18 protein-coding genes are annotated in these 24,121 nt (G+C 32.4%); 13 read left to right on the top strand and 5 right to left on the bottom strand.

Going from position 1 to position 24,121, the window contains the following annotated elements; all coding sequences use genetic code 11:
* Positions 1 to 80: 80 nt before the first annotated feature.
* On the bottom strand, positions 81 to 2,579 hold the full coding sequence (locus J8L88_RS09765; protein WP_027393014.1) for a DUF5686 and carboxypeptidase-like regulatory domain-containing protein: 2,499 nt from the start codon (positions 2,577 to 2,579) through the stop codon (positions 81 to 83).
* 389 nt (positions 2,580 to 2,968) lie between these two features.
* A complete protein-coding gene (locus J8L88_RS09760) occupies positions 2,969 to 3,946 on the bottom strand; it encodes a pyruvate dehydrogenase complex E1 component subunit beta (protein ID WP_118389043.1) in 978 nt (325 codons plus the stop codon).
* A gap of 164 nt (positions 3,947 to 4,110) precedes the next feature.
* Here J8L88_RS09760 and J8L88_RS09755 point away from each other — a divergent pair, with 164 nt between their 5' ends.
* From J8L88_RS09755 to J8L88_RS09715, 9 genes are all read left to right on the top strand, one after another.
* Positions 4,111 to 4,857 (top strand): electron transfer flavoprotein subunit beta/FixA family protein, encoded by a 747-nt coding sequence (locus J8L88_RS09755; RefSeq protein ID WP_027393016.1) that lies wholly within the window; start codon positions 4,111 to 4,113, stop codon positions 4,855 to 4,857.
* Between the two features lie 64 nt (positions 4,858 to 4,921).
* Positions 4,922 to 5,890 (top strand): electron transfer flavoprotein subunit alpha/FixB family protein, encoded by a 969-nt coding sequence (locus tag J8L88_RS09750; RefSeq protein WP_211060645.1) that lies wholly within the window; start codon positions 4,922 to 4,924, stop codon positions 5,888 to 5,890.
* An 87-nt stretch (positions 5,891 to 5,977) separates the two neighbouring features.
* A complete protein-coding gene (locus J8L88_RS09745; RefSeq protein ID WP_211060644.1) occupies positions 5,978 to 6,592 on the top strand; it encodes a bifunctional nuclease family protein in 615 nt (204 codons plus the stop codon).
* A gap of 55 nt (positions 6,593 to 6,647) precedes the next feature.
* A complete protein-coding gene (locus tag J8L88_RS09740) occupies positions 6,648 to 8,351 on the top strand; it encodes a NupC/NupG family nucleoside CNT transporter (RefSeq protein ID WP_211060643.1) in 1,704 nt (567 codons plus the stop codon).
* A 159-nt stretch (positions 8,352 to 8,510) separates the two neighbouring features.
* Positions 8,511 to 9,335, top strand: a complete 825-nt coding sequence (locus J8L88_RS09735; RefSeq protein WP_211060642.1) for a thymidylate synthase — start codon at positions 8,511 to 8,513, stop codon at positions 9,333 to 9,335.
* Between the two features lie 25 nt (positions 9,336 to 9,360).
* A complete protein-coding gene (locus tag J8L88_RS09730) occupies positions 9,361 to 9,786 on the top strand; it encodes an energy transducer TonB (protein WP_159092100.1) in 426 nt (141 codons plus the stop codon).
* Positions 9,787 to 9,888: 102 nt separating this feature from the next.
* Entirely contained in the window at positions 9,889 to 11,055 is a 1,167-nt protein-coding gene (gene egtB, locus J8L88_RS09725; RefSeq protein WP_211060721.1) for an ergothioneine biosynthesis protein EgtB, read from the top strand.
* 9 nt (positions 11,056 to 11,064) lie between these two features.
* Complete coding sequence (gene egtD, locus J8L88_RS09720) at positions 11,065 to 12,039, top strand: L-histidine N(alpha)-methyltransferase (protein WP_027393023.1); 975 nt, start codon at positions 11,065 to 11,067, stop codon at positions 12,037 to 12,039.
* Between the two features lie 36 nt (positions 12,040 to 12,075).
* A complete protein-coding gene (locus J8L88_RS09715; protein ID WP_027393024.1) occupies positions 12,076 to 12,357 on the top strand; it encodes a DUF427 domain-containing protein in 282 nt (93 codons plus the stop codon).
* A 30-nt stretch (positions 12,358 to 12,387) separates the two neighbouring features.
* Here J8L88_RS09715 and J8L88_RS09710 read toward each other — a convergent pair whose 3' ends face one another.
* From J8L88_RS09710 to J8L88_RS09700, 3 genes are all read right to left on the bottom strand, one after another.
* Positions 12,388 to 12,684 (bottom strand): isoamylase early set domain-containing protein, encoded by a 297-nt coding sequence (locus J8L88_RS09710; protein WP_027393025.1) that lies wholly within the window; start codon positions 12,682 to 12,684, stop codon positions 12,388 to 12,390.
* A gap of 220 nt (positions 12,685 to 12,904) precedes the next feature.
* Positions 12,905 to 15,799 carry a T9SS type A sorting domain-containing protein gene (locus J8L88_RS09705; protein WP_211060641.1) on the bottom strand — a complete coding sequence of 965 codons (2,895 nt, stop codon included), beginning with the start codon at positions 15,797 to 15,799 and terminating at the stop codon, positions 12,905 to 12,907.
* A 306-nt stretch (positions 15,800 to 16,105) separates the two neighbouring features.
* The gene (locus J8L88_RS09700; RefSeq protein WP_118389048.1) at positions 16,106 to 17,176 is read right to left on the bottom strand and encodes an aminotransferase class V-fold PLP-dependent enzyme; all 1,071 of its coding nucleotides are present in this window, start codon (positions 17,174 to 17,176) and stop codon (positions 16,106 to 16,108) included.
* A 78-nt stretch (positions 17,177 to 17,254) separates the two neighbouring features.
* On the opposite strand from J8L88_RS09700, the gene J8L88_RS09695 reads away from it, so the two are divergent.
* The 4 genes from J8L88_RS09695 (at position 17,255) to J8L88_RS09680 (ending at position 23,967) form a co-directional block, all read left to right on the top strand.
* A complete protein-coding gene (locus tag J8L88_RS09695) occupies positions 17,255 to 18,199 on the top strand; it encodes a dihydrofolate reductase (protein ID WP_118389049.1) in 945 nt (314 codons plus the stop codon).
* 14 nt (positions 18,200 to 18,213) lie between these two features.
* A complete protein-coding gene (locus J8L88_RS09690) occupies positions 18,214 to 19,062 on the top strand; it encodes a fructosamine kinase family protein (protein WP_247666452.1) in 849 nt (282 codons plus the stop codon).
* Positions 19,063 to 19,216: 154 nt separating this feature from the next.
* Positions 19,217 to 21,532: a cellulase family glycosylhydrolase gene (locus J8L88_RS09685; RefSeq protein ID WP_211060639.1), complete on the top strand. Its 2,316-nt coding sequence runs from the start codon at positions 19,217 to 19,219 to the stop codon at positions 21,530 to 21,532.
* A gap of 92 nt (positions 21,533 to 21,624) precedes the next feature.
* Positions 21,625 to 23,967 (top strand): T9SS type A sorting domain-containing protein, encoded by a 2,343-nt coding sequence (locus tag J8L88_RS09680; protein WP_211060638.1) that lies wholly within the window; start codon positions 21,625 to 21,627, stop codon positions 23,965 to 23,967.
* Positions 23,968 to 24,121 lie beyond the last annotated feature (154 nt).

Raw genomic sequence — 24,121 nt, 5'->3', positions numbered from 1 at the left:
TAATAGTACAGTTTATAAAATAAATAAGCAAAAATATAAAGCTTGATAAAAGAGATTAAATCATATAGAATTTATCTCTTTTAGAAATAGAACCCGAAAGATCCTGTTACTCCAAAATCACGGGCATCAGGGTTATCGAAGTAATTTCCTCTAAAGTGAAAATCAATTCTGAATACTTTAAAGATATTTCCAACTCCAACACTATATTCCCAGTAGATTTCTTCATCCGGAGCTCCTACAGTTTGTAAGAAACCAGAGGCATCTAGTGCGATATTTTCATCAGATAACTCACCCCAAACTCCTCGAATGCCAACAAGTTCTCGTAAATTTAATTTTCTAAGTAACGGTATTCTAGAAAAAATTCTACCATTAAAATTATGTTCAATATGTACAGCGGCATAAGTATCTGTAACAAATTCGTAAAAATTTAATAACGGAAATGTATTTTGAATTGATAAGTATGTCTGATTACCAGGTACAACACTTAGCAGTCCTAAAGGTACTTCTCCAAACGTTTTACCTACTTCTAAAGAGCTACTAAGAACACCAAAACCACCAATATTCCATGGTTGCCTATAGAAGAATTGAAGTTTTTGATACTCAAAATCACTTTCTAAGATATGATCTAGTCCTAAAGAATAATTAAGGAATAATTGTGCATAGTCGCCATCGTTTACTGTTATTTTATCTACACCGTATCCGGTTGTTTTACGTCCTGGATAATAGGCCAGCGTAGTAGCTATTTCTGCTTGCTTAATTTCAGATTTTATTTCACCAGTTTCAGGATCGAAAAAGTCAAGACTAAATAAATCATCATCTGCTGGTTTTAATGTTCTATATGATCCAGTGACTCCTATAGTGAAATTCTTTCGTGGTTCTATTTGCATCGAAAAAGCCGATAGGTTAATTGATGTTAATCTACTGTTATCACCTGTGGCAACTATCGATGAAGAGGCTAAACTTCGTCCCTCGACATCGTTTGTGTTAGTTAGACTGGCTCCTAATTGTTCTACATCTCTTCGATTTCCAGCTGAAACTATTAATCTTGACTTTCTGTCTACTAGATATTTTCCAGAAATTCCGTATTTAAACTTATTATCTCTAAAACCGTAAGCTCCATATCCTTCTATCCTCCATCTATCATTTGCAGTAAAATACGTGCGACCTCCAGCTCTTAATCTAAACCCTTCAATCGTATTATATCCCACTGTAGAGAATAAAGGACCAAAATCCCATCCATTAAATTCTACATAACCTGTAGCTAATATGGTACCTACGTTATAAAGTCTTTTAAAAGCTTTTACTGTTCTAAGGGTGTCTAGTAATTTGTATACTTTTTGTTCGTCTTTGTTCAGATCTTCCATTCTGGCGTTAGTCCAAAAAGAATCGTCTCTATTATAAATATCTTGATTATAAGGGTCTACTTGGCTTTGGTAGAATTTTTTATCTTTCTTTTGGTCAAATTTGTAATTATCATAAAGGGTAGTTCTTTTACCATACATTCCCCTAGATTTCTCCTTTTTATTAAAAGCAAAATCTGATTGAAAATAATCTTTGGTAATAAGGAAAATGGAATCATTAAGAACATCAAATTCCTGTTCGATGTATAAGTCTTTTACCCAGTTAATATTAGCACTTTTGGTAACTTCTAGGTTGATTTCTTTGATTGCCCAAGTAGTGTCATTTACCCAAAAATCTCCTTTAAAAGTAAGTTCATTTTTTCTTCTAGGATAGTAGATAATGTTATAACACCATTTGTTTCCTATGTAAGCACTGTCTGATAAGACGTAATTATATACATTGATCCCAGTTCTAGAAAGAGGACTGGTAAAACTTTTGTCAAAAAACTTTAGATAATTGTCATAGATATCGTAATCAGAATATAAATCTTTTACGAATGCTATAAGAGTTTGATTATCGCTAAAACCTGCATTTTTATTACCTTTTAAAACCTCTTTAAGTTCGTTTAACTCATTATCACCATATACCTTAGAAATTGCTTCGTTAAGAAAGATAGGGAGGTAGGTTTTACCGGTAATTCTCGAAGTATCAATATCTTCGAAAATAAATTCCATACCATTAAAAATTCTACTATTAACTAGAGCGCTATCAATGGTGTTTAGATCGAATTCAAGTTTTTCGTACTTATCATAATTATACTGCTTAAACTTTTTAACACCATTTTCTCTTCTATTATCCCAAATTTTACGAAGAATATCTATAGCTGGGTTATTTTTTTTAGAAGTCTTTCCTTTATAAATGACAACTTCGTCTAATGAGGCCGCCTCTTCTTCTAAAACAACTTCCATGTTATAAGTGGTGCGTTTAGAAAGTTTTATTGTTTTTGTTTCAAAACCAATAAAAGATACCTTAATACTACTGTGATTTTGATCAGATTCCATATAGAATTTACCATTTTCATCCGTAATAGTTCCAATAGTTGAATTTACGAAAACAATGTTTGCAAATGGAACGGATTGTTTATTACTATCATAAACATAACCACTTACTTTAGTTTGTGCGAAAACGAAGGAGTTGCTAAAAGCAAAAAATAATAACCCTAAAACCCAATATTTCATCTAATATTTTTAAATAATTATGATTAGCATCATTAAATTAATTTGATTTTAAAAAATCAAAAAGGAGCAATTAAGCCCTTTTTTTATTAGTCAATTAGTATGTTGTAACCTAATTCTATAGTATCAATTTAATGTTGCTCTATCTAAAACACATCAATATATAAAAACCCTACCTCTTATATTTTACAAATCCAAAAATGTTTTGTGTTAAGCTTTTGATTATAGAGCTTAACACAAAACATTTTTAAATATATAAACTCAAAATTTCAAAGTGCCCTAAAAATTGACGTTTGTAAACTTGTGATATTTCATCAAATTTCGAGCCAACTTTTATGATGCAGCAAATCAAAATTTAAAAATCTATCAGACGCAAAGAAAAAGGGTTCCTTTTATTTATACATTACTTTTTTGACAGCTTTAACAACATCTTTACTGTTTGGTAACCATTCTTCAAATAAAACCGGTGAATAAGGTGTTGGAGTATCAGCTGTATTTATTTTTATGACAGGAGCATCTAAATAATCAAAAATATTAGATTGAACCTGATACGTTATTTCAGATGCGATATTTGCTAATGGCCAAGCTTCTTCTAGAATAACAAGTCGATTTGTCTTTTTTACTGAAGTAAAAATAGCATCCAAGTCTAGAGGGCGTACAGTTCTAAGGTCTATAATTTCGCAGGTGATGTTTTCTTTCGCAAGTTCATCTGCAGCTTTTACGGCTTCCTTAATAATTTTACCAAAAGACACGATTGTTACATCAGCACCTTCTCTAATAGTTTCTGCAACACCAAGTGGTATTGTGTATTCTCCTTCGGGTACTTCACCTTTATCTCCATACATTTGCTCACTTTCCATGAAAATAACTGGGTCATTATCACGGATAGCAGATTTTAATAAACCTTTAGCGTCTTTAGGGTTAGAAGGGATTACTACTTTTAGTCCTGGAGTATTTGCAAACCAGTTTTCAAAAGCCTGAGAGTGTGTAGCACCTAATTGTCCAGCAGATGCAGTAGGTCCTCTAAATACGATAGGAATATTAAATTGTCCACCACTCATTTGACGCATTTTTGCAGCGTTATTAATGATTTGGTCAATTCCAACTAATGAAAAGTTGAAAGTCATAAATTCTATGATCGGACGATTACCATTCATTGCGCTACCAACCCCTATACCAGAAAAACCTAGCTCAGATATTGGAGTGTCAATAACTCTATCTGGGCCAAACTCATCAAGCATACCTTTACTAGCTTTATAAGCTCCATTGTACTCAGCTACTTCTTCACCCATAAGATAAATAGATTTATCTCGGCGCATTTCTTCGCTCATTGCTTCGCAAATTGCTTCTCTGAATTGTATCGTTTTCATTTCTAAAATAATTATTTTTGTGCTACACGAAAGGCAAAAGTAGCAATTAATACCTTTTACTAATCATTGAAAATTGAAAAATTTACTATGCACGCATAGTAAATTCGACATTTTATTTGTACCTTCGCTTTTATTATTAAATTCTCAAAAAATACCTATATAAAATGAAGATATTAGTTTGTATTAGCCATGTGCCGGACACTACTTCTAAAATTAATTTTACTGAAGGAGATACAAAGTTTGACACAAATGGAGTACAGTTTGTAATTAATCCTAATGATGAGTTTGGATTAACACGCGCTATGTGGTTTAAAGAAAAACAAGGTGCATCTGTTGATGTTGTAAATGTTGGAGGAGCTGAAACTGAACCTACTTTAAGAAAAGCTTTAGCTATTGGAGCAGATAATGCAATTAGAGTTAATACAGAAGCTACAGATGGTTTTTATGTGGCAAAGCAACTGGCTAAAGTTGTGCAAGATGGGGGATATGATCTTGTAATTGCAGGAAGAGAATCTATTGATTATAATGGAGGTATGGTGCCAGGTATGTTAGCTGCCCTAACAGGTGCTAATTTTGTAAATACTTGTATTGGATTAGAGATAGAAGGAGATACTGCCACTGCAGTTCGTGAGATTGATGGAGGAAAAGAAACTTCGACAACTACATTACCACTTGTAGTTGGTGGTCAAAAAGGGTTGGTAGAAGAAAGTGATCTTCGAATTCCTAATATGAGAGGAATTATGATGGCTCGTAAAAAACCGCTTACCGTTATAGAAGCTATAGAGGCTACACAAGAAACAAAAGCTGTTAAGTTCGAGAAACCAGCTCCAAAAGGAGATGTAACTTTGGTTTCTCCTGATAATGTAGGTCAATTAGTTGAGTTATTACATAACGAAGCTAAAGCAATATAATAATTTTAAAGAATGTCTACTATCATAATAATGGTATTAGATTCAATATAAAAAAACAGTATATATGTCAGTTTTAGTATACACAGAAAGTGAAGGAGGCAAATTTAAGAAAGCTGCTTTTGAGGTTGCATCCTATGCAAAAGAAATAGCAAATATGCTAGGTACTACTGTTACCGCAGTTAGCGTTAACGTGGAGAATAGTAGTGATCTTGGAACATATGGAGTAGATAAAGTTTTAGAAATTAAAAACGATAAACTAGCTACGTTTAGTGCAAAAGCATATGCAGATTCATTGAAGCAAGCGGCGGAAAAAGAAGGAGCAAAAGTTGTAGTAGTTAGTTCTAGTGCGGATAGTAAGTTTTTAGCTTCTATGTTAGCTGTTAATCTTGATGCAGGATATGCTTCTAACGTTGTTGCATTACCTGAAAATGTAGCTCCTTTTACTGTAAAAAGAACAGCTTTTACGAATAAAGCGTTTAATATTACGGAGATTTCTACAGATGTAAAAATAGTAGGATTATCTAATAACGCATTCGGATTAAAAGAAACTCAAGGTGCTGCGGCAGCAGAAGGTTTTGATCCATCATTATCGGATGCAAATTTTGGTGTTAATGTAACATCAGTAGATAAGGCAACGGATAAAGTATCTATTGCAGATGCAGAAGTTGTGGTTTCTGGAGGTAGAGGTCTTAAGGGGCCAGAGAATTGGGGAATGATAGAGGAGTTAGCTGATGTTCTTGGAGCCGCTACTGCTTGTTCTAAGCCCGTAAGTGATATGGGGTGGAGACCTCACGGTGAACATGTAGGACAGACAGGAAAGCCTGTAGCTACCAACTTATATATTGCTGTTGGGATTTCTGGAGCAATTCAACATCTTGCAGGAATTAATTCTAGTAAGGTAAAAGTAGTAATAAACAATGATCCTGAAGCACCTTTCTTTAAGGCTGCAGATTATGGTATTGTTGGTGATGCCTTTGAGGTAGTACCTCAGTTAATTGAAAAATTAAAGGAATTTAAGGCGAATAACGCATAATTTTCATAAATTGTGCCCAATCAAGGGCTGTTTGAACTCAGGTAAAGTCCATTTGTTCAAACAGCCTTTTTTTTATTGAAAATTACTATGAGTTTAGTTCGTCTGAACATAAAAGGAATATCTTACAGTCAAACCCAAAATGGGGCCTATGCATTAATTTTAAGCGAGGTAGATGGAGAAAGAAAATTACCAATTGTTATTGGTGCATTCGAGGCACAATCCATAGCAATTGCTTTAGAAAAGGAGATTAAACCTCCTCGTCCATTAACTCATGATCTATTTAAAAACTTCGCTGATCGATTTGATGTAGTGGTTAAACAGGTAATCATTCATAAGTTAGTGGATGGTGTTTTTTATTCAAGTATTATTTGCGAGCGTGATAAGATCGAAGAGATAATAGATGCTAGAACGAGTGATGCCATAGCACTTGCATTGCGTTTTCAAGCGCCTATTTTTACGTATAAAAACATCTTGGATCAAGCGGGAATTTATCTTAAGGTAAATCCTAAGAAAGATGATGATGATGCTGAAAGTCTACTTGTAGATGAATTAGTTTCAGATGATGTAGAAATGGTAGGTAAAGAAACTAGTTATCAAGATTTATCTCTCGAAGAATTAAATCGCATGTTGGATCAAGCTGTTGGCAATGAGGATTATGAATTGGCAGCCAGAATAAGAGATGAAATTTCAAAACGAGGTTAGTTTTGAAGACGTTTATCACATATTCCGAAATAATATATTATTACTTTCTAATTATATGAAAAAAGGACTACTATTTCTCCTACTATCATTATTTACTATTACTATTTTATCAGCACAGTCTATAGAAAAAGAATGGATTCTAAAGAATGTTGAAGGAGCCTCTGATAATATATTTAAAGTTGGAGACAACGATTATTTAAATTTAGAAGAAGGTTTGTTTTCTTATAAGTTTAATAATCGATTAGAAAATCTTAAAGGTGATTACCTTGCTCAAGGTAATGTGTTGTTGTTTTTTCCTGATATCGCAGAGGACTCTATTATAAAATATAAAATTCGAAGTACTACAGATTCTACTTTAGTTTTATCTAAAAGAGATGTGATATATTCTTTTATTCCTAAAAAGGAAATAACCGACGTTGCTCCTGTACCAACAAATAGTGAACTAATTCCTAATCAAGGTTTTTCTTTTTCGAGTTTCTGGAGAGGAGTTTTAGGAATGATTGTCTTACTAGCTATTGCATTTCTATTTAGTAGTAATAGAAAAGCAATTAATTGGAAAACAGTTGGCCTAGGTGTTTGTTTTCAGTTAGTTATTGCTATTGGGGTTTTGAGAGTTCCGTTTGTTCAAACAATATTCGAATGGGTAGGAAGCCTGTTTGTTAGTGTATTAGACTTTACTAGGGCAGGAAGTAAATTTCTGTTTGAAGGTTTGGTTGTTGATATGGATACTTTTGGTTTTATATTTGCTTTTCAAGTATTACCCACTATTATATTCTTTTCGGCTTTAACTTCATTATTATTTTATTTAGGTGTCATCCAAAAGGTAGTAAAGGGACTTGCCTGGTTATTAACTAAAGCGCTAAAGATATCAGGAGCAGAAAGTTTAAGTGTAGCTGGTAACATTTTTTTAGGTCAAACAGAGGCGCCTTTATTGATTAAAGCGTACTTAGAAAAAATGAATAAATCCGAAATGCTATTGGTTATGATCGGTGGTATGGCAACTGTTGCGGGAGCTGTATTAGCAGCATATATAGGTTTTTTGGGAGGAGACGATCCGATTTTGAGATTGCAATTTGCAAAACACCTGTTGGCTGCATCTGTAATGGCTGCACCAGGAGCGATTATTATTTCTAAGATATTATTTCCACAGACAGAAGAAATTAATACCGATGTATATGTTTCTTCAGAAAAAATAGGATCTAATATTTTAGATGCTATTGCAAATGGAACAACTGAAGGTTTGAAACTGGCAGTAAATGTTGGAGCTATGTTGTTAGTATTTGTGGCTTTTATTGCAATGCTTAATGGTATGTTAGGTTGGGTCGGAGATATAACATCTGTTAATACTTGGATTGCATCAAACACAGCATACCAAAGTTTATCTCTTGAACTTATTTTGGGCTATATTTTTGCACCATTAATGTGGTTAATTGGAGTTGCAAAAGAAGACATCGCTTTAATGGGACAACTTCTCGGTATTAAGTTAGCTGCTAGTGAGTTTGTTGGTTATATACAATTAGCCGATTTAAAAAATGTAGCAAACGTGACACATTTGACTTATAATAAATCAGTAATCATGGCTACGTATATGTTATGTGGTTTTGCAAACTTTGCATCAATTGGAATACAGATTGGAGGGATTGGTTCTCTTGCACCTGGACAACGAAAAACATTATCAGAGTTTGGAATGAAAGCTTTAATAGGTGGTACGATCGCTTCACTTTTATCAGCCACTATCGCCGGAATGATTATCGGATAAAATAAGATAGATTTTTTTGTTAAAAATGTAATTGTGGATTAGATTTTACAAGTATTTCATAATCTACGCATTAAACGATATCTCAAAACCTATTTTTTGTATATTTGACAGGAATTAGTATAATTTTAACAAACTCAAAAAGAAAGTTAGTAAGGGAGTATGAAGCAATATTTGGATCTGGTACGTCATGTGCTAGAAAATGGAAATGAAAAGGAAGACAGAACGGGAACAGGAACCAAAAGTGTTTTTGGATATCAAATGCGTTTTGATTTGAGCGAAGGTTTCCCAATGGTGACTACCAAGAAACTTCATTTAAAGTCTATTATACACGAGCTATTATGGTTTTTAAATGGAGATACAAATGTTAAGTATCTACAGGAAAATGGAGTTCGTATTTGGAATGAATGGGCAGATGAAAATGGAGATTTAGGACCAGTTTATGGACATCAATGGCGTAATTGGAATGGAGATGAAATTGATCAAATTAAAGAAATCGTCGAAGCTCTAAAAAATAATCCAGATAGTAGACGAATGTTGGTATCTGCGTGGAACCCTAGTGTTTTACCGGATACATCTAAATCTTTTTCGGAAAATGTGGCGAATGGAAAAGCTGCATTGCCTCCTTGCCATGCCTTTTTTCAATTTTATGTAGCTAATGGGAAATTATCTTGTCAGTTATATCAAAGAAGTGCTGATATTTTCTTAGGAGTACCATTTAATATAGCTTCTTATGCCTTGTTTACAATGATGATGGCACAAGTTTGCGGTTATGAAGCGGGAGAGTTTGTACATACATTTGGAGATGCTCATATTTATAATAATCATAAAGAACAATTAGAATTACAGTTGTCTAGAACTCCTAAAAAATTACCAATTATTAGGATCAATCCTAAGGTAGAAAATATTTTTGGCTTCGTTTTTGATGACTTCATACTGGAAGACTATAATCCGCACCCTCATATTAAAGGTGCAGTTGCAGTTTAACCCCCCAAAACTTAAACTGAATACTATGAAAAAACTACTACTTATTGCAACAATTTTATGTTCCACCTTTTTATTTGCTCAGGATAATGTTATCCTGTCTCAAGATAATGCTAATGAAAAAGGGATTACTCCTATATGGCCTAAATGCGATAAATCAAGACAAACTCCTATAAAATGTTTTGATAATAATCTTAGAAACCATATTATTAGAAACTTTAGATATCCTGAAATTGCGGAAAAAGATGGATTAGAAGGCACAGTAACTGTGGATTTTATAATTAATAACAAAGGTAAGGCTGAGGTAATAGATGTTAAAGGAGGTCATAGACATCTACAAAGAGAGGCTGTTAGAATTATTAGAGCTATTCCTAAAATGAAACCTGGAAAATGGGGTAAAAAGCCTATTGCTATAGCATATGAGGTGCCAATTACTTTTATCAAACCAAAATAGATATTTGAGTTTTTAACATTGGATTAACTCTGTTATCAAGTAGTGAAATAATAAAAATCATTAAATTTGAGTGTATTCGTAAATCGAATACGCTCTTTTTTTATGGTAATTACTGATAATTTGCTTTCTTCTTTATTAGCTACAAGATCTCATACAGAAGAAATTTGTGCCCCCCTTCAAACAGAAGATTATGTTGTTCAACCCATAGTTGATGTTTCTCCACCAAAATGGCATCTAGGACATACTACTTGGTTTTTTGAAGAGTTTATTCTTGCTAAATACAAAACGGATTATACTCGATTTCATAATGATTTTGCATATGTTTTTAATAGTTATTATGAAAGTGTAGGGAAACGAGTTATAAGAACTAATAGAGGTAATCTTTCTAGACCTACGGTTAGTGAAGTTTATGAGTATAGAGACTATGTAACTAATAGTTTGTATTCATTTTTAGAAGATAATGATAATACAGAGATTAGAGCACTTGTGGAGATTGGTATTCATCATGAAAAACAACATCAAGAGTTATTATTAACGGATATAAAATATATTCTAGGTAACAATCCGTTATTACCAAAATATAATGATACGTTTAATGAGAATCCGAAAGTAAATCCTTCAACTGGATATCATAAGATTAATGAAGGGTTGTACGAGATTGGTTATAAGGGAGAAGGATTTTGTTATGATAATGAACTTAGTTCACATAAAGTGTTTATTGAGGAGTATCATATTGCCAATAATTTGACAACTAATCGGGAGTACCTTGATTTTATAAATGATAAAGGGTATAAGAATAGTTTGTTGTGGCATGCAGAAGCTTGGGATTGGATTAATTCTAATGATATTAAGACACCGCTTTATTGGCATAATATAGATGAAAGATATTCTCAGTATACATTGAGGGGATTAATAGAATTGGATTTAGAAGCTCCTGTTACTCATATATCATATTATGAAGCCTTTGCATTTGCTCAATGGAAAGGAGAGCGTCTTCCGACAGAATTTGAATGGGAAGCATCTCAACAGTTTTTTGATTGGGGGATAAGATGGGAGTGGACTGAAAGTGCATATTTGCCTTATCCTAACTATAGTAAAGCTCCTGGAGCTCTTGGCGAGTATAACGGAAAATTTATGGTAAATCAGAAAGTGCTTAGAGGAGGTTCTGTGGCTACTCCTAATAATCATACAAGACCTACATATCGTAATTTTTTTCACCCTCAACTAAGATGGCAATTTAATGGATTGCGACTAGTAAAAAATAAATAACCCCATTACATGAATTCTAAAGATCAAAATGTATTGCTTTGTGCTTTCGGCAAAGAAGTAAACGAAGGACTAACAGCTTTTCCTAAATATTTATCTTCCAAATTTTTTTATGACGAATTAGGTGATAAGTTGTTTCAGCAGATTATGGACTTGCCAGAGTATTATTTAACTAATGCAGAGTTTAATATTTTTCAGTTACATAAGGCCGATATTTTAAAAAGTTTTGATTCTGATAAAGAAGGATTTGATCTGGTAGAACTTGGTGCGGGCGATGGAAAGAAAACAAAAGTTTTATTAAGAGAACTGCTCGAAAAAGAATATCCTGTTACGTATCATCCCATAGATATTAGTAAAAATGCAATTGATGGTTTGGTTTCTAATCTAGAACAAGAGTTACCTAGTCTTAGTGTACAAGGTCAGATAGGAGAATATTTTGAAGTGTTAGATAGATTGCAGCATATTAGTGATCGTAAAAAAGTTATTATGGTATTGGGCTCTAATATTGGTAATCTTTTACATCCTAGAGCGATTCAGTTTTTGAAAAAATTAAACGCTGTCATGCATCCTGATGATCTTATTTTTATGGGATTCGATCAAAAGAAGCATCCTCAGAAAGTTTTAGATGCTTATAACGACAAATCTGGTGTAACGGCCGCGTTCAATAAGAATGTTTTGGCTAGAATCAATAAAGAGCTAGGAGGTAATTTTGATTTGGATGCATTTACTCATTGGGAAGTGTATGATCCAGAAAGCGGAACCGCTAAAAGTTATCTAGTAAGTACTAAAAAGCAAACAGTTGATATTGATTGTTTATCGATACAGGTTCACTTTGAAGCTTGGGAAAGTATTCATACAGAGATTTCTCAGAAGTATGATGATGATACAGTAAAATGGCTTGCAGAAGAATCTGGATTAGAGATAAGTAAATCGTTTACAGATGAAAATAAATATTATAAGAATTATGTGTTCAAGAAATCAGAATAGATAATTTAGATCTAAAAAAAAGCATATAAAATAGTTATGAAAGCAATATGGAATAATAAAATAATTGCAGAAAGCAATGATACCAAAGTGATTGAAAATAATCATTATTTTCCTCCTGAAGCTATTAAAAAGGAGTTTTTTAAATCAAGTGAAACGCATACCAACTGTCCTTGGAAAGGAGTTGCATCTTATTATACAGTAACTGTAAATGGCAAGGAAAATACAGATGCGGCATGGTTTTATCCAGAAACAAGTGACCTTGCTAAGCAAATAAAAGGTTACGTTGCATTTTGGAAAGGTATTGAGGTTGTAGAATAATAACTACAACCCCAATTAAAATTATATTAGTTAAAGAACCAATAAACTATTTTCTGCAGCAGCAAAATCGTTCCATTGATATCCATCTGCTTCAGTTTCATTGGTCCATTGACCATCTACCACATATTTAAATTCGAACTTTTGATCTTTCGGAAGATCTAAAGTCCCCTTAAATGTACCATTTTTTAACTTTTTCAATACCGTTGCTTCAGTATTCCATTCATTAAATTCTCCAGCCACACAAACATTAGTTGCTTCTTTTGCCGGAACAGAAAAAGTAACTTTACAGATAGGTTTTGACTTTAAGTATTGTTTGGTTATTGCCATAATTTTAGTTTAAAATTAATTCTTGGTTAATAAAATTTAAGGGAAATTACCACAAAACATTAAAAAATAAAAGTGTAAACTCTCGGATTTTCAATAATTTAATGAACAATTAACAATTAAATATTAACGATAACGATGTAGTATCTTTAACCTAAACTAGTATTATAATTCTACAGTAATTCTTAGAAGTTAAACCATTACATAAACTTAGAGAAAAATATTAATGACTTATCATGAATTGTAAATTCTGAGTTTCTTTTTTATGATAGTCAACTGATAATATATACATACCAGTGGTTAAATGTGATACCTCAATATTGTTTCCATTACTTATGAGTTTTTGAGAATCAACCGTTAGTTGTTTTCTTCCTTGTAAGTCATAAATATTAATAGCTACAATTTCGTTTGTATTACTTGTAGATTTTTGAATGGATATTTCGCTATTGGCCGGATTTGGGAATAGCTTTATATCATCTATATTAGTGTCTATAAAATCTCTGTTAATTTGATTATTACTAGTATCAATTAGTTTCCATTTGGTACAGTTGCCTGTGTAGCCCTGTGATACCTGTGTGATTGCAATAGATTCGTCAATATTAGCGGAACAACCTTTGGATCTTATCCAGTTGTTTGTTTGTCTATTTTGGATTCTAAAATACCCTTCTTCATCCGTTTCTATTAATTTCCATTGCTCGCACCAGCCAAAAGAAGCTGAGCTTACCTGAACTATTTCGATAGAATCATTGGCAGTATTACTACAATTTTTTGGACGATATCTTCCATTTGTTCCTTTGTTTTGTAGATAGTAATATCCTTCATCTGTTGGTATGAATTCAAAGATTGTGCAATTTCCAGTATTATTGGTTGAAGTCATTACTAATGGCGTGATTTCACTATAATCATTCGAACATCCTCTAGTTCTTATCCATTGCTTGGTAGCTTTATTTTCTAATCTCCATAGTGTTCCACTAATATCTATTTCTGTGTCATTATTTATAGCGCTAATATTAATTTCTTGAAGATCATCAAAACGGTTATTCCAATTTTCATTTTCTGGAACTATATAGGATAACCATTTATAATCGTTATCCGCTATTGGTATATCTTCATTTACTACAACTTCAATTTCTATATTATTTGTTCCTGCGGGAACTGTAGTGATTTTAACACCATAGTTAGTCCACGGAGCTCTATTAAGTTGCAAGGAAACAATAATATCTCTAGTTACCGATGCTGAATACTCTAAATTTATTATTCCGGTACCACCAGGAGAAATTGTGTCAGGACCATCTATAGATACGATTTCATCGTTTGCTTGATTTTGTGACCACCAAAGGGAACCAAAATTTTCTATTTGTGTATAATTACGAGGTTTAACCCAAGTAGCATAAATAGATCCAATGATGTTTTCTGTATCTTGGGCTGCTGTCTGCCACTGATTAAAGTTAAGTTCAACATCTGCATCGTAAAATGCTCCTACAATCTGTTTAAAGCCTAGATCAGAGAAAAACTTGAGCGATTTTGTACCTTTATCTATAATTTTTTGACCTTCCCACCAAGTTGCAAGTATAACTTTATTTGGATCTACGCTAACCCAAGACTGATCTAGGGTATTATTAATTTGATAATAATCTGCAATGGCATTATGCTCTGGATCAATCATATCACTCCAAAAATAATATGCTGCATCTGGCGCAACTTCAAAAAGATCTTTAAAAGATCGTTGGATACTAGCTGATAAGGCAGCACCAGAATTTCCGATTTGAGTATCTAAAGGTTCCCATCCTCCTGTTCTTATTTCAGAATAATTCAATAAAAAGCCGTCAGGTTCAAAATCATTACTTAGTTTTTGATGAATTCTTCGCATTCTACTATATATTTCGGGATGATTCCAAGAAGCGGATACTTGTCCACTTGCGGTAGGAAGTCCGTGATATCCGCTTATTTTTACTATATCGCCTTCTTTTATATTTGTAGTACTGCTAATGAGTATTTTAGGTGATAAATGTTGCGTGTCGAAAGCTCCAGAAAATCCAGAAACACCAAGTTGATCATCTGATATTGGAGCTACATCAGTTCCAAATGTAAGTGTTTGTCCATTATTATGTTTTAGAGATGTTGGTAAATCTTCTCGATTTAACCAGTTAAGAGTTGGAGAGTCAATAATTTCTAAATCATCCCACCAAATTGTACCTTGTTGACCTCCAAAGACCGCTAATGCTAAATTAACTTCAGTAGCATTTAAACTGTTAAATCCAATACGTATTTCTTCCCAATCTTCTGTAGTTAAGTTATTAGGACTATTGTAATATTTTCTACCTCCGTTATCATTTGGAAGAGATATATGTAAATTTGTTAAAGTACGGTCCTTATTATTTTCATCTCTAATTAATGCTGCTAAGTTTCTTGCAGTTAGATTTTCGGTCTTGATCCAAACTTTTAATGTGTATTGATGAAATGGTTTCACATCAAAAACTGTAAAAATTCTAGAATCTTCATTGTTAGTAGCTTCTGCTCTAAAAGAAGCATTACCGCTTTTTTTAATATTGGTGTCAATAAAAGTTCGTTCTCCGATTGCATCTTGAAATTTCCATTGCAGAACTTTGTTTCCATCAAAGTCTTCAAAATCTCCATTAATTAGATTAGAAGATTTAATAGGTCTAAGTTCGCCATCTATAGCTTTTAATTCTTGTTCTTCAATAGGATATCCAGTAGTTAAATTAGGGTTAGATGCTATTAGTGAACCTGCAAATCCCATGGAAATAGTGATGAAATGTAATTTCATTCCTCTTTCTTTAATTCCATCAACCAATACTTGGATTCGCTCATCCCATCTAGACCCTGCAGTCCCTTCTAGTCCATACGTATTTAATTTAGAATCAGAATATAGAACAGTATTCGCTCCAGCTGCTTTTGCTCTATCAATATAAACAAATAAATCTTCTGGTTCATCTACTACTAGATTAGCAGACATGTGTAATACTTTATCTTCTTTTCCTATAACTTTAGCAATTATATCGTTTGATTCGATATTAGATATCGGTACTTCTTGCGAAGTAGTTAAAAAAGCAATGCATAAAAATAAAGGGGTGAGTAATAAGTTAAGTTTTTTCATGATATTTTGTGTTACGTTTTAAGAAAATTGAGCAATCTATATGGTTATATCGTTATAACAAGAAAGGTACTTCTTTGCTAGTATATTTATATATATTAAAGCAATATTTGGTTAGTACTAATTTGTAGTTATCTGTTATAACTTTGTGGTTGGTAATCAGTTCTGCAATAATTGTTTATTTACTTCAAAAAATCATACCATTTTTAAAACCTGAATGAGAATCGCTGATTACATATTTTAACCCAATATTTATTTATACTATTTCTACAACTAGTGTAGAAATAATGCACGTGTCATGAAAAGGTTTTATAGGTAGGTTAATAGGGTGTCAATATCTTCGATAGTATTATAAAAATGCAGACTTATTCGTATTCCATTTCCTCTTAGAGAGGTGATTATATTTCTTTCCCTTAGTGTATTATATAATTTTTGATCTCCTTTTATATTAAAAATAGAGCTATGATCATTCCTCTCTATTACATCAGTTTCTAATAAGTTTAAGGAGGCTAATTTTGTTTTTGTGTACTCTTTTAGTTCTTGTATGTTTTCTTCAATTTTAGGAAGACCAATTTTGGATAAAAATTCCAAAGAAAACTGTAAACTTCCGAAGTTATAGGTGTCCAAATGTCCGCATTCATATCTTGCTTGTAGATTTGTGTATGAAGGATCATAATTAGCAGTTGAGGAAGCTTTTTTATAAGTATCCGGTGTTGTTTTATTAAGAATGCCTTCTTTAAATAATAAAAATCCGTTGCCATAACCTCCTAATAACCATTTGTACCCACTACATCCAAGAATATCAATTCCTGAAGTGTCAAAATCAAAAACTCTAGTTCCGCAAAACTGTGTGCCATCAGCAATTATTAAAAGATCAGGATTTTTTAGTTTTAATTTCTTAAGGAATTCAAGATTTATTGTTACACCGCTAATGTATTGTACTAAGCTAAAAGCAAAAACAGTAGGGTTATATTTAGCGATAGCTTTTTCGATATTTTCCTCTAACGAGGTGTTCACTTTAGCATAGCATACATTAAACCCTTTATTTATTACAGAAAAGTTTATAGAAGGATAATCTTCATCTAGAAGAAGTACTTTTTTATTTTTTTCTAACCCGTTTAATATGGTATTAAAACCTAAAGAAAAATTCGGTGTTAATACAGTATTTTCTGATTTGCAGCCTAAAAACGAACCAATTGATGTCCTTACTGAATTTAAAAGTTTTTCTTGATGTTCCCTAAACATACTTCCTCCAATGAGAAAATCGAGATCATGCTCCTGTCTATAGTCTAATAATGAATCATATAATAAGCCGGAGGAGGCCGTGTTAAGATATGTGTTTTGAGATAATACGGGAAATTCTTTTTTTAAATTCTTCATAAGTTATTTTACGGTTTTTTGGTAAAACCTTTATATTTACTTTGATAATTAATCAAGCATTACTAAGGTACTATTAAAATGTTTTCAAAAAGAAAAGAAACTCCACAAATTGATCCTGTACAGCGCGAATTATATGAACATGCTCGTAAACGGATTGTTCAAAAGAAAAGACTATTTCAGCATTTTATAGTATTTTTAGTTGGATCGGTGTTTTTGATTATTCTAAACCTATTAGTCGGAATTGGTAAGGAGATTACTTTTTTTGGTATTGACTGGTGTTTGATAGCCGTAGTTTGTTGGGCATTTTTGTTGGTATTACACTTTTGTAATGTATGGTTATTTCACAAGTTTATGGGTACGGAATGGACAAGTAAGCAGATGGAACGATTGATTGCTAAACAAAAAGCCGAAATAGCATTGATTCAGAAGGATGTTGATCAGATGTATCCAAAAGATGAATTGGTTAAAAAGAAAGAAGAATTTATTAAACAACAACAATCAAAAGTTATTGAGGCGCCTGTAGTATCTAAGAAAGACCAAATAATTACAATGATTGCGGCGGCAGGAGAAAACAATGCGTTAGGAAAAGATAATGATCTGGTTTGGCATTTACCGGATGATTTTAAACGTTTTAAACAATTAACTACTGGACATCATATTATTATGGGTCGAAAGACTTTTGAATCATTTCCAAAACCATTACCAAATCGTGTACATGTTGTAATAACTAGAAATCAAAATTATAAGCCAGAAGGAGCTATTGTAGTTCATTCTATGGAAGAAGCTTTAAAAATAGCTAAAGATGATCCACAGCCTTTTATTATTGGTGGTGGAGAGATTTATGATATTGGAATGGAATATTCTAACTGTATTGAACTTACAAGAGTTCATGGGGTATTCGAAGCAGATACTTTTTTTCCAGAAATCGATATGGAGAAATGGACTGTTGATAAAAAAGAGCTTCATGGTGCAGATGAGCGACATGAATATGCATTTACATATTTGACCTATAATAAGAAGTAAGAGTTTTTGGTTTGTTGTCAAAAAGACTCATAAAACATCTAGAAAATCTTCTTTCTGAGAGAATCATTTCTACTAAATCTTTATCCGGCGGAGATATCAATGAAGTATTTTCTTTAACCACAAATAATAGAGAAATGGTGGTTAAAGTGAATAGTGTGTCTAAATTTCCTGGAATGTTTAAAGCAGAAGCAAGGGGCTTACAAGAATTGATAGATGCTACTATATTTAAAATACCTGAGGTGCTGTTGTTTGGTAAAGATGCTGATGTATCTTTTTTGCTTTTAGAATATATAAAGTCTGGAAATAAAACTCCAGATTTTTGGTCAATATTCGGTGAACGACTAGCAAATTTACATAAGCAAAGTAAACCCTATTTTGGTTTTGAAGGTGATAACTACATTGGAAGTTTACCACAATATAACTCCAAATATTCTTCCGCTTCAGAGTTTTATATAACTCAGCGATTACAACCACAATTCGAAATGGCTATTAAAAGAGGTTTTTCTTTTTCGAGTTTGGATAGTTTTTATGTTGCTATTGAAAACGAAATTTCGGATGAAGTTTCTAGTTTAATACATGGAGATCTGTGGAGTGGTAATTTTATAATTGATATTAATGGTTTTCCTTGTTTAATAGATCCAGCAGTGGCTTATGCTCCTAGAGAAATGGATATTTCAATGATGCATCTTTTTGGAGGTTTTGAACACGAATTGTTTGAGGTTTATAATGACATTTTCCCATTAATAGATGGTTGGAAAAAAAGAATGGAAATTTGGCAATTATACTATTTATTAGTGCATCTTAATTTATTTGGAGATTCTTATTTACCACAAATTCAATCAATACTTAAAAAATATTCCTAAGGAATGGTTTAGTATTCTTTTCTTTTTTAATAAAAACGCACTGCAAATTAATAGAGGTCAACCATTGATTGAGAATGGTCGTTCATCAAATTGAGCATTTCTACCGATCGTTTTAGCTTTTATTTTAGAGGTCTAACACAAATCAATCTTTATTATGAGAAAAACAAACCTATTAATGATCGTAATGATGCTATTCACGATATTTCAGTTGTCAGCCCAAACAATTGTAGAAAGACACGGACAATTAAGAGTAGAGGGAACGAAAATAAAGGATAAATGTAATAGAAATACTCAGTTGAAAGGAATGAGTTATTTCTGGCATCAATGGGAAGGAGGCGAATATTGGAATAGCAATGCATTAAAATGGTTAAGGGATGATTGGAAAGTAGAAATAGTCAGAGCTGCTATGGGTGTTCGCGGAGGGGGTGGAGATTATATAGATGATCCTGTTGGTTCTGTAAATCAGGTTAGATCAGTTGTAGATGCTGCTATTGAACATGGGATTTATGTGGTAATAGATTTTCATGCCCATCCTAATTATAAAGAACAAGCTAAAACTTTTTTTAGGCAAATGTCTAAGGAGTATGGAGCATATCCTAATATTATCTATGAGATTTGGAATGAACCTATTGGAGATTATGGAAATGCAGTTGGTACTTGGAACGAGATAAAAAGTTATTCTAGAGAAGTAATAGCGGAGATAAGAGCAAATGACCCCAATAATATTATAGTAGTAGGGACGCCTTTTTATTCGCAACGAGTAGACATAGCAGCAGACAATCCTTTGACCGTAGATATTAATAATAAACCAGTAAGTAATATAGCCTATACGATACATGCATATGCCGGAGCGCATAAACAATCATTGAGAGATAAGGGTAATTATGCAATTAATAAAGGCTTAGCATTGTTTATGACTGAATGTGGAAGAGTTGGAACTAATTATGGACCTAATAACAATCTAGATGCTGCCGAGTGGAACCGTTGGGAACAATGGATGGATAATAATGATATTAGTTATTGTAAGTGGTCATTAAGTAATAAAAACGAAATTAGTTCATCCCTTAATAGATCGGCTAGTCCAAATGGTAATTGGAATTATAATAATGATCTTACTGCAGAAGGGAAATGGAACAGGGATCATTTTAGGACTGTAAACACACCTCCATCATCTTGTGATGATACAGGAGGAACTGATGAAGATATGATCAAGTCTTTAATAACTCCTGATCAAGTTGCGAAAGGAGAAAACGCTTTTGTTGAAATAGAGTATTCCTCGAGTACTAATAGAGATCTTGTAATTGTTTTTCAATTGAACAGAAGCCCGTATACCGTTTATGGATCAAAAAGAACAAATGTTCAAGAAGGGACAGATACTATAGAATTAGAAGTTCCTATTGATGCAAATACTCCTGTAGCTGATAATGATTACAAATTTCAAGTTTTTATAGCACCACAAGGTGGGGATTGGAATGAAAGATTACATACTATCTCTAAAGTAAATATTGATTGTATTGATAATGTTGATAATCCGGACAATATTATAGTTAGAGCAAAAGGAACTAATAATTCGAAAATTGAAGTACGCTATAATGATGTGCGAATTGATAATGCTATAACGCTTACTAATAATTTTGCTAATTATAGTTTGTCAGTTCCAGAGACTTCAGGAAACTTTAAAGTCGCTTTTATCAATGATGATACTGGGCGAGATGTAGAAATCGATTGGTTAGAAATCAATGGAGAAAGAATCCAGGCAGAATCTAGGGAAGAAAATACAGGTGCCTGGGAGGTAAGTTGTGGTGGAGGAAGTTTTACACAAGCAATTCACTGTAATGGTTACATTAATTTTGGAAACGGAGCTAATTCAAATCAAGTAGGAACTATTGAAATAGGAGCGAAAGGAAACTGTGGAAGCGAAAAAATTCAGTTGTTAATTGACAACAAAAAAGTATCTGAATGGTCTCTTAACACGAATATATCAGTATATACTTATGAAGGATATAAAAATAATGAGAATATAAAAGTTGCTTTTATAAATGATGGCAACATAAACGATTGCGATAAAAATGTTTATATAGATTGGATAAAAGTATGTGCTACAAGATATCAAACGGAAGATATTGCTTCCAGAACAGGTTGCGGAAATTCGGAGTGGTTATTTTGTGATGGTAATTTCGATTTCGGCGCTATTGGTTGTGATAATAAAACTCCGGATGAGAGTATTCAGAACACTTTTGAGATATATCCTAACCCTGTAACTGATAGCAAGATTACTATAAAAGGCTCTGAACAATATACAGTAGTAATTTATAATATGATAGGTAAAAAGGTCTATGAAGAAAATAATGTATCTAATACGAGTATCATTTTAACAAATCACCTAAATAATGGTTTGTATATACTAAAGTTGTACGACTTGACTACTAAAACAAAAGAGACCAAAAAAATCCTTATAGATAATCATTAATTAAACTGAAAAGGAATATCAAGTAATTGTACTTGATATTTCTTTTTTACAGTAAGTATATCCATTGTTTATAGAATAATATTATGAAAAAAATGAAATTAATAATAATGTTAAGTGTGTTGGTTGGATTCTTTGCAAGTGCACAAAAAACATATTATGTGAGTTCTCAAAACGGGAATGACAATAACTCAGGACTAGATCAAAATGTAGCATTTAAATCAATTCAGAAAGCAGTAAATTCTGTAAATGAAGGTGATACTGTAAGAATTCTATCAGGAATATATACGGGTGGGAATGATAGTCCATGGAGCGAAATATTTATGTCTATATCTGGATCCGAAGGAAAATACATAACTTTTTCCGGAATACCTGATGCACAAGGAAAATTACCTACAATAGTTTCAGCTTCAGTAAAAGGAATTGATATGTTAGGGTCTTCGTATGTAATTATAGAAAACTTAGAATTTGTTCCTGCTAATCAAGATGTGAAAGGAATGATAGATAATCCCTCTTTTGGTTTGGAGCTTTGGAGAGCAAGAAGAGCTATTGGAATAGATAACGGCTCGCATCATATTATTATTCGTAATAATTATGTACATGATTTTCCCGGAAATGGAATTGCTATTGGTGGATCAGAAGTCGTTTTAATAGAAGGAAATTTAGTAGAACATTGTGCGTTTCGAAGTCAGAATGGAAATAGCGGAATTTCGTCATATCAACCAGCAAATTTAGATGTTAGCAGCTTTCCAGAATATCCAAATCATAGAATTATATATAAAAATAATGTTTCTAGATATAATGTGAATCTTAGAGGTTTTCTTGGTGGAGGTAATAGAATTACGGATGGTAATGGAATCATTGTTGATGATCACATCCAAGATCAAAAAGAAAACGGAGTTCCATATAATAGTAGAACACTATTAATAGGGAATATTTGTTATGGTAATGGAGGGCAAGGAATTAATGTGTTCTCTAGTGACAATGTTGATGTATACAACAATACTTTATTTGATAATGCACAAAGTACACGCATATCTAATCCTGCATATCCGATTGCTGTTGGAGATTCTCAATTATCGATAGGAAGAGTTAAAAATGCCCGTGTAAAGAATAATATTTTATATAATTCTAATGATTCAAAAACTACAATATCTAGATATCAGGACGAAAATATAACCTATGATCAAAATATACATTGGAACATAACTGGTAATCCAGAGCCGATAAATTCTAATGATTTTATTGTAAATCCAAAATTAAAAAACATTCAAGCATTAAGTGAATCACAAACTATCCTACTAGCAACTACATCGAATCCGTTTAATATCAATGGAGCTTCTGCAAAATTATTTACTCCTACCGAAAATAATAATTTTCCAGTTCAGGATATGAATCTTCAATCTAATAGTCCCGCTATCGATAGAGGCGTTAATGTAGGATTTGGAACTATTATAGGAGGATCAATTGATATAGGAGCTAAGGAGTTTCAAGGAACAATAAATACATTTGATGATATGATTGTTTCTACATTAGTTCCTAATGAAGTCGTCGGTGGGCAGGAAATAAATATCACAGTATCATATGAAGCAAAAGAGAATAGAGATATATCCATTGTTTTTCAATTAGATTCTAGCCCTTATACTGTTTATAAAACTAATAGGATTAGAGTTTCGGAAGGCTTAGGAACTATCGATATTCCGGTTTTTATACCAGAAAACACTCCTTTAGGAATAGGTAAATATCAGTTTCAGGTCTATATAACTTCGGTTGGAGGAGATTGGAACAATCGATTAGGTAACCTAAATAAGCCAAATATTGATTGCGTTTCGGGAAATACTGTCACTCAAGTTTTAGAAGTAGGAGCAAAAGGAAATTGCTCTGGCGAGCAAATAGAAATACTTTTGGACAATGAATCGGTAGCTCAGTTTACTTTAACTAATGATATAGAAGTGTATCGTTATGTCAATTATAAGGAAGGTCAAAATATTAAGATAGCTTTTGTAAATGATGATAATAGTTCTTGTGACTTAAATGCCTATATCGATTGGATTAAAATTTGTGATACTTTGTATCAAACAGAAGATTATTCTAGTAGAACAGGATGTGGTTCTTCAGAATGGTTATATTGTAATGGGAATTTTGATTTTGGAAACCTTCCTTGTGGTCAAAACCGAAATGGAGAGACAACAATGGAGGCCTTAGAAATATATCCTAACCCGATATCGAATTCATTTTTTATAGAGCATATAAAAAATGAATCACTTTCTATTAAGGTTATAAACCTAGAGGGGAAAATTCTTAAGTCATTTCAGTCCAAAACCGATGATGTCAAATCGACTTTTGCTATAGAAGATCTTCCTAAAGGGATGTATTTGATAAGTATATATTCTAAGATTAGTGGAGACCAAAAAACTATTAAAATTTATAAAGAATAAAATCATTCGCAATAGATTTAACCAAAATACAGTTAATCAAGCAGGTAATTACTAAAATTATCTGCTTTATCTATTTTAAAGTAGTATTCAAAAAAAACACAGTTATGGATGAAAAACTTATGCTATCAAGTTGAAATTGTATAATAAAAATATA

Source organism: Aquimarina sp. MMG015, assembly GCF_018100855.1.
In the GTDB taxonomy this organism is placed as follows: Bacteria; Bacteroidota; Bacteroidia; order Flavobacteriales; family Flavobacteriaceae; genus Aquimarina; species Aquimarina latercula.
Note: the sequence above shows the minus strand (reverse complement) of the source record. Positions and strands in the feature narration are given on the sequence as shown.